We start from the raw sequence: 9,266 nt of genomic DNA, 5'->3' as shown, positions 1-9,266 counted from the left end.
CTCCCCTCCTATGACATTGTTTTATAAAACTGCGGGCCGTCGGGTGTTGCCGCGCGTAATTCGTTTTCCGCGTGCACTGAATAATTGCCGTCATCCCATCGCACCCAGGCTTTCGGGTGAACGCCTTCCGGTTCCAGTTGGCTATCCACCACGCCATGTATACCGCCGGTCTTCTTCTGGACTAATGCGCCCACATTAAAAGCAGCCATTGCACACCTTCCGGTTCGTGAAGAAATGAGATGAGAGCGCCCAGCACCATAAGTGCGGCGATGAGCCAGATAACGGGATTACCTTGCATCTCTGACCTCTTTGTAAATGTCGTGAGTTTCGATGCAGGATTTGAAGGCCAGTGCGCCAGATAGGAAGTGATACCAACTGCCATCTGCATATAGCATCAGATATGCAGCGCAGGATGCAGTAATGCCAGGGCGGAGAATCAGCATAATTAGAAAGCCAATCCACTTCGGAAGAGTTATTTGCATGGTGAACTCCCAAAAAGTAGCCCGGCGCGTGGCCGGGCAAAAGGGATAACGGGCTTTCGCACCCAATAGCCAGCTCATAACTGGCTATCAGTTGCGTCAGTCGTCCTCTTCTTCGTCGGAATCTGGATCCCATCCTTTCAATTCAATGCAAAGGCGCTTTTCCATTTCGTGATGATTTTTGCGATCGTCTCCGTTGATGTAGCGATCTACTGCTAATGCACCAGCCTGATATGTTCGATCACCAAAGAACCATCCCCCTTCGTCATAAAACTCATGGAAGAACATCAACTCAGGGAACCAAGTGACTAATTCATTGATAATTGGCTCGGGGATGCTCCAGGCTGTATCGAATTTAATGACCAGTTTTGAGTCGGTGTGCTCGACAATAGACATGTCGTAGGCGTTCCACTTCGTACCCCATCGCTTAGAATTAAATTCGTACCAATTACGGCCGGTTGACTCTTCCCGACTACCACCTGTTAGAGCGTCGCCAGTAAAAATGAATGCAGGCGCTGGAATAATTCGGTTGAAGTCGAACACATCAAACGGCTCTTGAGCTTCGAGATCAGCGATGCGCTCAGACCACTCTTTACGACTTTTTTCGTCAGCTTCTACATCATTTGCTTTCTCGTGCCAGAAATCAGGAACCTCACGTTTTTGTTTTCGGAAGCAGGCATTAAAAAGTTCAGACAAAGACTTCTCGTCACCTGTGATTGTCAGGCGATTTGTTACGTGATTAGGCATTGTTTATCCTTATGCCGCACGCTGGGCGCGCAGCGTAAAATTACTTCCGCCAGGCGAAGCTAATCGGCTCTGGCGTAATCCACAGGTGGCGCATGTTCGCCACGTTCACCACATCAGAATCCCGCGGATAAATCTCCACGGCATCCCGATCCCCATATCCAACGGCTGACTTTATCTCCTGCAACGCATCCCAGCTGATGCCATCCTTCCACCGGCCTGAACCTCCAATGCTGGTGGTGTTCACCGTCAGACGGATGACGCCGTCGTCTTCCTGAAACTCCTGGACCAGAAAGTAAGAGTTAGCCCACACGTTGCTCCGTTTGGGGTCGTGGCACCGTACCGGCCATTGCGATTCCGGTACCGACTTGAGTATTCCGATCACCTTTAAACTCCACTCTGCTTATTTTTTAGTTCGATAACAATTTGGCACTCCGCGCACGTCTGGCAGCCGGGAACGGCAGCGCGCCGCGGAGCCGGGATATCCTCGCCGCATTCAGCGCAATGCTCAGCCGATACGGCGTTACGGTTGAGCCGGTGAGCGGAAAGGGCTGCGTTACGCTGAAGCTCTTCAATCTCTGCTGCGGTGTCGATGATATCGGCCATGGTCAATGCTCCCGGAACTGTCGGTTAATACGGTTGAATGTGAACGCCAGCAATAAAAAAGGCCGACTTAGCGACCTGGTGATTATTGCCTTCATGCGGCACCGCCTTCATTCTTTTCGGCTTCGACAGCCATCTGCTCAAGCCGTCGAGATAGCTCGGCGGCCAGCGTCTGGAATTCTTCCTCGGTAGCCACCGGGATCGGCACAAAGCGAATCCCGATGTGTGCGAGGTGGTTGGCGATTTCGAGGCCTTTTCTCAAATCGACTGGCGATGCCCTGTTCATGCGGCTTTCTCCCCGGGTAATGGTTTCAGACCGTCATTCAGCGTGCGCTCAAGGTTGGACAATATTCCTCGCAACCTCTTTATCTCTTCATCCTCGGTCAGTCGGCGCATTGCTTCCCATAGTGTCCTTGTCAGAACATACATAGGGACATTTGGGTCGAGGCCAAGTGCTTTCGCCAGATCTTGCTGAGCGTCGGTTAACCTTTCCTCCGATTCCTCCCGGCGCTTACGTCGGCGTTGCATCTCCTCTTCACCTTCCTGGCGCAGGTTCTTCAGCCTTTCTTCGTTATCCCTAACATACTGCTCAAGCCGCTCTTTCGATCTATGCGCTCGACAAACAAGATCGGCGATTTCGCTGCCATGTCGCTTCATAAGTTTTTGTTCGCTGAGGTAGGTGTTGATTACGCGGCTTTTTATTTGGGTTCTCTCTGCCTGCCGGGTCATGCCATCCATAAGCAGCTTCATCCAGGCATCGCGAGGAAGGGTATCAATCTGGCGCATTGTCGGCCCCTTGAGGGTATGCCATCCAGTTTCCTTCCGGATCATCAAGCCGCAACCATCTGGGATGTCGCTTTTCTTGAGCATGCCTTCAGGAACTGCAAAAACAACGCCGCCTGCGTAGTTGAAGTATTTGGTGTATTTGCCTGCTGTAACGTCAGCCCGGAAATCACTTACGCTGACTTTTACCTCATAGACGACAGGGCAGAATTTGCTGTAGCTGTGAGCAATAGAGTAGACGTCCGGTCGACACGTACCGGCGGGCCCTAGTTGCATGTCCTCCCAGCAGATGCGCGCTGTGTTCTGGCGTAAATGCTCTGCAAGGTCATGAGCAAGTTCGTTATGACCCCATTTCTTTTCGATCATTGGGTTGCTCCTTTGAAAGCAAGAAAGGTTCCCATCGCCTTGTCGACCAGCTTTGTATTGTGGTATTTGGAGATCGACCAGGTGATGGCAAAGAGTATCCAGCGGAAGTGGCTGGTGTAGGTCTTGAATGTCAGCCCGTCGCAGACGTCCCACGCACTCCAACTTTCGGGCCAATCAGCGTTATAAACAGCCTGGTATGCTTCCCAATCATTGCTAAACCCACCGCGGCATAATTCACGGACTATCTCACGAACTTTGGCTTTATCACTGTCTGGAGTATCGTCTTCATCATCCCAGTCTTCGTCTTCCTGCTGGTCTTCTGGGGTATCTTCCAGATACTCGCTCATTGATTCCTTCAGGCTTCGGCAAAAAGCATCGTGATCGTACTCTTTCGCCAATAGCTCACACGCCGAATAGCCAGCGCCAGCCTCGAGCTTTTCAGACCAGTAACCGGTGTTAATCCCGTCTTGCCACGGACCGAAAAAGTCGAACATGTCCGCTATGCGAGAAAATGTCCAGGTGCCCATGTCGCCGGTAACAGTCAGATATCCCGGCCAGGTGATAATGTCGAAGTAATAACATGACGTGCCGGGCTGCTTCATTCGCAGGTGGCGGTAGAGCCCATCATCACGGATTATCTCCATTCGATGAAAGGCGGTATCAAGCAGAAATCGGGTTGATGTATCGATTTTTCGGCGAATCATTGTTCGGCTCCAAACCGCCCGTTAAGGCGGCCTGCGTAAGAGATGAACTCCAGGAGGCTAACCCCCAGAGGCGCAATTTGTTGGTGGTGTTTCCGGATGATGGGCGTCACTGTGGCGTTCCAGTTCGGCTTTGGCTTTTTGCGCATGGCCTGCTTAATTTCTTCGGTGCAGCGGCGGCAGGCTGCGCGGATGGCGTTTTCATTTGCTGGCGTCATGCGGCCTCCGTTTTCACAACATCGATGGCGTAGCCGGGTAGCAATTCAACCGCGGCGGTGTCGCACTGATTTCCCCAGTGATCCCAGCCCGGCGCCGCGCTGCGGCTAAATAGCTCAATGCGCGGCACATCACCGTAAAGCAGCTCCAGCCGGTGGCGAACTTCCCACGGCTTTTCGCTGTGTGCGCCGAGCGGGCTGTATACCACCTGCTTAATCCCGGCGTGCTGTCGCTCCAGCCCGGTGCCGCGGGTGGCAATCAGCAGGTCTTCAGTATTGGCCCGGGTGTGGTTGCCGCCGTTCATGCGCGTCTCGGCGTTAAGCAAATCGAGGAAGTAGTAAAAGTCGGTGACTTCACCCTCGGCCAGCGCCTTGTTGATGCGCAGTTCCGCGTTCTGATTCAGCTTCACCCAGGTAAAGCCCTTCATCGTGCGAACGGTAAAGCCCCAGGCCTCGGCCAGTTCGATAGCCTCCTGGTTATGCGTGCCGGTGTACCACATCGCCAGCACCGCGTTTTCGGCGGCAAGCTCCCACACAGGCAGGCGCTTGATGTCGATGAGTTTCATGGTGGGGTAGTGGTCGGCAGCGGCGCCGTTGCTGATGGTGTTGCCGTAAGACCAGGGCGGATCAGCGTATATAAGAGCGTATTTTCCGGTCATGGAATTACACCTCGAAAGCAAGTTGTGGTGTGAACCGATCGCGTTCTGCGTCGTAATTCAGCGAACTTGCAGAGTTAAAGGCTTCAATGCGTTCGACCAGCACCGCAGCGCGTGTTTCTTTGCTTGCCGGTGCGTAGGCTGATTTATCCCACGCCTTGTCGATTCCGATGTTGCGCGCAACGTTTGTACTATCGGCTGACGACAGCGGGATATGGCGGAAGATATCGGCGTTCAGCATGCGCAGGCCGTGAAGCTTTGTTATCGGATAACCGTTTACATCGACAATGTGACGGATGAGATCGCGTAACTTTGCCCGACATGAGCGCGGGCGCTTCGCGTCGTATTCACCCATGCTACCGATGCATACGCGCGGAAATTCCCGACACAGGCGGAAGAAACGTTCATCGGGCTCGTTCATGTGCCACACCGGCGCGCCGACTACTTTGCCGTGCGGCCACTCGGCGATTAACGCATCGTTCTCTTCACTGGTCCCGCCTATCACGTCAGGGATAACAGCAAAAGCAAAGCGAGGGTGATTCATCCAGCGACCTACAAACGCGTAGTAGTCATTCCAGTTAACAACGCGCTTTTTCGTCCAGAAGCTGAATGCGCCGTTATCCAGCGCGAAAGACTGGGTGACTTCGCTGGCCAGGGATAATTGGCCTGGGTTGGCGAAGGAGATGAAAGCGTGCCTGCCTTTCCATGCCTTCAGGGCGCATGTGTCCGGCGTGATTGGTCCACCATGGAAATGTATCAAGCCGCCTCCTGCCTTTCCCGATATTCCTCAGCGAGCCGCTGCGCCTTTAATGGATTGCTGACCACTTCACCCCATGGCATTAGCCAGCCGTTACCAATGAAGGGAAGGCACAGCGTGCCAACACTGATTTCGTCGTGAGCGTGAGTCATAGGATGGACTCCATTTCGTCGATGTAGAGGCCTTGAGCAATCAGGCGGCTACGGCGGGCGGCACGTTGAATGCACTCCTGCCGTCTGCCTTCCTGCGATTGCTCTATGGCGCGCCGGGTGAACAGGCGGGATTTACCCTGCGGCGTTACAACCTTCGGCTTCGTGACGAGGTCGAAAGTGCGGTCGCAGATGCCGTCCTCGTTGAGCCATTTTTCCGACTCAACGATCTGCGCAATCTGCCCGGTGCCGCGGGTGATGCCGTTAGCGACCCGGTTAAACTCGATGAGCGTTACGCCAAACTTCTCAGCGATTTCGCTACCGGTGACCGGGCGGCCGCGCGTCTGAATCATCCAGATAACGCGCTCACGGAGGCCGGAGAATTTCCCGGTTCGCCCGGGCCTGCGGTAGAAGGGGGTGCGTTTCATGGCGGCACCTACTTAATAAGGAGTGAAGGTTTGCCGAGTTTTATTTGCGCGCCAGGTACATCCACGCCAGCTTCGATTTGGTGTTTGATAGCCAATTTATCTGGCTTGATGCTCGTCTCGTATTCGACGAATTCAGGAGGAAGCGCACTGGCATCCGTAATTTCAACTGACTTAGACGGCGCGCGAACCGTTACCTGATGAATGCCTGCCTTCAGTGATTTCTTCCCTGCTGTTTCGAGGGAGGTGGCTACATAATCTTTCATGCTCGCCACACGGTTTTCTGCGGCTTTTGCGCGCTCTGCAAGGCGCTTGCTTTCTTCTTTCAGCGCCTCGGCATAAGCAGATTCGTTTTTGCAGACAGCAAGGATCTGCTCGACCTTTGCTTCCAGCTCCCACTCAATCCCATCGAGAGTGTCGGCTATCATTTCAGGCTCCATTCCTGAATCAGTCAGCTTTGCGAAATCATTGGCGATCTGGTAAAGGGCTGTCATTGCGTAACCTCTTCGAATTTTGCTTTGCACTTGGCATAGACGGCCTGAACCTCTTGTTGAAGCTGCATTCCGACCGTCATTTTGTAAGCTGCCTGGAAGTGAGTTTTGAGAGCATGCATATTTTTCGCCTGCTTCATGTCCTCACATAGCGACTGGATGGTGTTGATAAGTTCCTGTTTTGCGTTTTCTTCCGACTGGATGATTTCGCTTTCAGGGGTGTAGGGCATAACTGGCTCGGTGTATATGCCTTCGCTCTCGTTGAGCACATCGACGGCATTATCCAGACGGTCAGCACGCGGCCAGTATTTATATGCTCTTTTGACGATCGTCTTCCTGGCCATCTCAGACCAGAAGTTGACCCATGGGCCTTTTGGTGATGTTCCCGCTTTGCTCACTTTCCTGATTTCTTCTATCTCAGCGAGACTCATCTCTTCAGTGAGATAGTCGCCATCAGCGGTTTTAACTGTGCAGTAGCCACCGATAACGGCGCCGCGATCGTCAGGTGTAGCAAATGGGTTGTATTTGTGAGCTGGCGCCTTATCGAGACCCAGCGTCTCGTAGTCGTCGCCAGCATGAACGAGCTTGCACTGGCCCCACCTGATGACGCCAGCCGACTGGGCAATGTGCAGAAGGCCCATGTAGCTGATATCGAGGCAGACCATACCGTCGCGCGGAACCAGATAAGCCAGTTTGCTGGCAGGGTTCAGGCTTATGCCGACCGCTGCAACGTTGATGATCGCGTTCTGGGCGCTGGTGGGGTTGGCAATCGCCGTTTCTGCCAATTTTTGATTGCGCTGGAATAACTGGATAGCGAACTGGCATTCCTTTGCCCATGTCAGAGACTGGTCGGTAAGTGCGCCGACAAACAGCGGCTCCTGCTCCTTAACGAACTGAATCAGATCGAAGCTCATAATAACTCCTTAAAACGGGCAGGGCGCTTGGCGCCGCCATTCTTCTTCGGCGCGGGCATATGCGCAGGCCGTTATGTATTCGTTGTATGCCTCTTCGGCCTTTTCTCCGATAAGCGCAAACTGGGCTTCCTGGGGCAGGAACAAACTGCTCATTTCCAGAGGTTTCGCAGGGAACATGGCAATCAGCTCTTTCGCCCGATCGTCGATCCACTTTTCTTTCTCGTCTGTGAGTTGCTGTTCAACCCAGCGCCGATCTTCGATGCGGTCGTAAGTGAGGTATGCGTTCATGGCTGAACTCCTGAAATTTGGATGTGCAGATCCCGCCCGCGTAATGCCAGGCCGATCGGTTGAATAGGTTGGTTGGTATCAGTGAACCATTGGCTCGCCGCGCTCATTCAGCAGCACAACGACGGAATCACTTTTGATGATGGTTTTTTCGAAGATGTTGAAGGCGTACAGGCCTTTCTCAACGTTCGCAGAGGCGCGATAAGTTTTACCGTGGTGTTGCAGCATTGTGCCCGGTAAAACCTCGCCACGTGGCACTGATGCGGTGCCGTAGTGCATTCCAATCATACCTTCACCTCAACCTGTTCCAGGAGGCCAGCGATATGCATCTGCCAGCGGTTAAGAGTCAACTTGTCGCGCGGTGCCGATACCGACGTCAGCTGCCACTCGTTATCGTTGAGCTTTTTGGCGGTGTACTGCTTGCCGTTGTGGGTGACTGTCATATCAGAACCTCTTAAGTATTATCCAAGCAAAAAGCGCCATGAAAGTGACAATCACAGGCTTTGAACACGAGAACCTGGCAAGAATCAAAACTATTTCCTCAATGGATAAGCGATTCTCTTTTTTTACAAAAAGGTTGAAAGTAAGGACAAAAATCGCCGTCGCCACTCCCACCGATATGTATAAAATCACGACATTTTCCGTTGTACTCATAATCATCTCCGCGCTTAAGGCCGCGCCGCCGAACGTTAAACAAGACTTCTGCGCTTGCAAAAAATGTGAAGGCGGTGGATGGCCGCCGGTTGTCATAACTAACCGCACTCATCGAGAACGGTGAGGTATGAAAAAAAGCCGCTGGTTAGGCGGCTCTGAGTTTGTTGACGTAATTCATGCATGCTGTAGGGCTGCATGTTCGCCATGTGGTTTTATGCTGCATCCGCTTGCTTGGCGGGTAATAAGCAACAGTTCCTTGCGGCGTGCGAAATATGAGGGTGTTCTCTCCCTCTTCGAACTCAACGCCATTACGCTGAAAGAATGCCTTCATCCCTTCATGCGCTGAGTTGCGCGCTATCCTGCGCCGCTCTTTAAGTTCTGGCTTCATGTCTCGCCAAAACTCGCCCATCGTATAATCGTCGTCTGCCATAAAACCCTCTGTCGTTACCCGCTGATGCGGGAGAAATGCTTTGTGGTGCAGCGCCGGGTGCTTATCTTCCGGTTGCCGCCGATGCAGCTGCAATTCACTGCACTACAAAACATTCCAGTTGGTGCCGGGATATTTATCCGCGCCCGGCGCGCGCTTTCCCGCTATTCCCCAACAGCAAGAAATCGCTTACTCTTTAATCTCCCCAACAGTAGAAAGGATATATTCATGCAAACCATGCGGACCGTGTGCCCTGACTGCGGAAGTGAGATGTTCAACCAGCCCGATGATTTTGACTTTGAGACAAATTTCACCGGCGTCAGTTGTGCTGACTGTGGTCGCGAAATCACTAAGGACGATGTTGTCAATCAGGCCACGGACACGGTCAAAAAACAGATCGATGACATGCTCAGGAATTCCCTGAAAGGAACTGGCTGGAAGTTCAAGTAACTTTAAAAGCTCCCCGAACTGAGTGAGAACCTCACTGGCGTCTACGTTAAGCAGTAGTGGCGCCGTTTTTTTATCTGCCATACACACTCCTCTCTTTGTTTACCGTCAGCCCCTCGCAAAGAGCTGCTGGTAAAGCTTCCCCGATGTTCGGGAACTGAGCAGCAAAC

The 9,266-nt window shown here is 52.9% G+C and carries 20 protein-coding genes; 1 reads left to right on the top strand and 19 read right to left on the bottom strand.

The features are described 5' to 3' along the window. Window positions 1-8: 8 nt before the first annotated feature. The 19 genes from O1722_RS17580 to O1722_RS17490 all read right to left on the bottom strand — a co-directional run bounded on the left by O1722_RS17580 (window position 9) and on the right by O1722_RS17490 (window position 8,652). Window positions 9-209, bottom strand: coding sequence for a hypothetical protein (locus O1722_RS17580; protein WP_045341128.1), 201 nt, complete (start codon window positions 207-209; stop codon window positions 9-11). Window positions 210-578: 369 nt separating this feature from the next. Further along, window positions 579-1,226 (bottom strand): DUF1281 family ferredoxin-like fold protein, encoded by a 648-nt coding sequence (locus tag O1722_RS17575; RefSeq protein ID WP_058686588.1) that lies wholly within the window; start codon window positions 1,224-1,226, stop codon window positions 579-581. Window positions 1,227-1,266: 40 nt separating this feature from the next. Continuing rightward, the gene (locus O1722_RS17570; RefSeq protein ID WP_230200640.1) at window positions 1,267-1,536 is read right to left on the bottom strand and encodes a DUF7694 domain-containing protein; all 270 of its coding nucleotides are present in this window, start codon (window positions 1,534-1,536) and stop codon (window positions 1,267-1,269) included. Between the two features lie 74 nt (window positions 1,537-1,610). Then, window positions 1,611-1,829: a TraR/DksA family transcriptional regulator gene (locus O1722_RS17565; RefSeq protein WP_058686590.1), complete on the bottom strand. Its 219-nt coding sequence runs from the start codon at window positions 1,827-1,829 to the stop codon at window positions 1,611-1,613. A gap of 91 nt (window positions 1,830-1,920) precedes the next feature. After that, on the bottom strand, window positions 1,921-2,112 hold the full coding sequence (locus tag O1722_RS17560; RefSeq protein WP_058686591.1) for a DUF1382 family protein: 192 nt from the start codon (window positions 2,110-2,112) through the stop codon (window positions 1,921-1,923). Then, window positions 2,109-2,975, bottom strand: a complete 867-nt coding sequence (locus O1722_RS17555; RefSeq protein ID WP_058686592.1) for an MmcB family DNA repair protein — start codon at window positions 2,973-2,975, stop codon at window positions 2,109-2,111. The genes O1722_RS17560 and O1722_RS17555 overlap by 4 nt, the downstream gene beginning before the upstream one ends. Continuing rightward, window positions 2,972-3,679: a hypothetical protein gene (locus O1722_RS17550; RefSeq protein ID WP_058686593.1), complete on the bottom strand. Its 708-nt coding sequence runs from the start codon at window positions 3,677-3,679 to the stop codon at window positions 2,972-2,974. The genes O1722_RS17555 and O1722_RS17550 overlap by 4 nt, the downstream gene beginning before the upstream one ends. Beyond that, a complete protein-coding gene (locus O1722_RS17545; protein WP_058686594.1) occupies window positions 3,676-3,894 on the bottom strand; it encodes a hypothetical protein in 219 nt (72 codons plus the stop codon). Before O1722_RS17545 ends, O1722_RS17550 begins: the two co-directional genes overlap by 4 nt. Then, the gene (locus tag O1722_RS17540) at window positions 3,891-4,550 is read right to left on the bottom strand and encodes an MT-A70 family methyltransferase (protein WP_058686595.1); all 660 of its coding nucleotides are present in this window, start codon (window positions 4,548-4,550) and stop codon (window positions 3,891-3,893) included. The genes O1722_RS17545 and O1722_RS17540 overlap by 4 nt, the downstream gene beginning before the upstream one ends. A gap of 4 nt (window positions 4,551-4,554) precedes the next feature. Continuing rightward, window positions 4,555-5,307 (bottom strand): hypothetical protein, encoded by a 753-nt coding sequence (locus O1722_RS17535; protein WP_058686596.1) that lies wholly within the window; start codon window positions 5,305-5,307, stop codon window positions 4,555-4,557. Further along, window positions 5,304-5,456, bottom strand: a complete 153-nt coding sequence (locus tag O1722_RS17530) for a DUF1317 family protein (protein ID WP_058686597.1) — start codon at window positions 5,454-5,456, stop codon at window positions 5,304-5,306. Before O1722_RS17530 ends, O1722_RS17535 begins: the two co-directional genes overlap by 4 nt. Beyond that, window positions 5,453-5,881 (bottom strand): hypothetical protein, encoded by a 429-nt coding sequence (locus O1722_RS17525; protein WP_058686598.1) that lies wholly within the window; start codon window positions 5,879-5,881, stop codon window positions 5,453-5,455. Before O1722_RS17525 ends, O1722_RS17530 begins: the two co-directional genes overlap by 4 nt. Before the next feature lie 8 nt (window positions 5,882-5,889). Then, on the bottom strand, window positions 5,890-6,372 hold the full coding sequence (locus O1722_RS17520) for a siphovirus Gp157 family protein (RefSeq protein WP_022650962.1): 483 nt from the start codon (window positions 6,370-6,372) through the stop codon (window positions 5,890-5,892). Then, window positions 6,369-7,283, bottom strand: coding sequence for a recombinase RecT (locus tag O1722_RS17515; RefSeq protein WP_058686599.1), 915 nt, complete (start codon window positions 7,281-7,283; stop codon window positions 6,369-6,371). The genes O1722_RS17520 and O1722_RS17515 overlap by 4 nt, the downstream gene beginning before the upstream one ends. 9 nt (window positions 7,284-7,292) lie before the next feature. Then, window positions 7,293-7,571 (bottom strand): host nuclease inhibitor GamL, encoded by a 279-nt coding sequence (gene gamL, locus O1722_RS17510; protein ID WP_058686600.1) that lies wholly within the window; start codon window positions 7,569-7,571, stop codon window positions 7,293-7,295. Between the two features lie 78 nt (window positions 7,572-7,649). Beyond that, window positions 7,650-7,856, bottom strand: a complete 207-nt coding sequence (locus O1722_RS17505) for a cell division protein FtsZ (protein ID WP_044856894.1) — start codon at window positions 7,854-7,856, stop codon at window positions 7,650-7,652. Then, the gene (locus O1722_RS17500) at window positions 7,853-8,011 is read right to left on the bottom strand and encodes a hypothetical protein (protein WP_023294196.1); all 159 of its coding nucleotides are present in this window, start codon (window positions 8,009-8,011) and stop codon (window positions 7,853-7,855) included. Before O1722_RS17500 ends, O1722_RS17505 begins: the two co-directional genes overlap by 4 nt. A gap of 1 nt (window position 8,012) precedes the next feature. Further along, a complete protein-coding gene (locus O1722_RS17495; protein WP_479954365.1) occupies window positions 8,013-8,318 on the bottom strand; it encodes a hypothetical protein in 306 nt (101 codons plus the stop codon). Window positions 8,319-8,367: 49 nt separating this feature from the next. After that, window positions 8,368-8,652, bottom strand: coding sequence for a hypothetical protein (locus O1722_RS17490; RefSeq protein ID WP_059512313.1), 285 nt, complete (start codon window positions 8,650-8,652; stop codon window positions 8,368-8,370). Window positions 8,653-8,676: 24 nt separating this feature from the next. Here O1722_RS17490 and O1722_RS17485 point away from each other — a divergent pair, with 24 nt between their 5' ends. Then, complete coding sequence (locus O1722_RS17485; RefSeq protein WP_423740170.1) at window positions 8,677-9,099, top strand: ECs_2282 family putative zinc-binding protein; 423 nt, start codon at window positions 8,677-8,679, stop codon at window positions 9,097-9,099. The last annotated feature ends 167 nt before the right edge of the window (window positions 9,100-9,266 follow it).

It is taken from the genome of Enterobacter cloacae complex sp. HYC003_NIDB (genome assembly GCF_056673375.1).
Note: the sequence above shows the minus strand (reverse complement) of the source record. Positions and strands in the feature narration are given on the sequence as shown.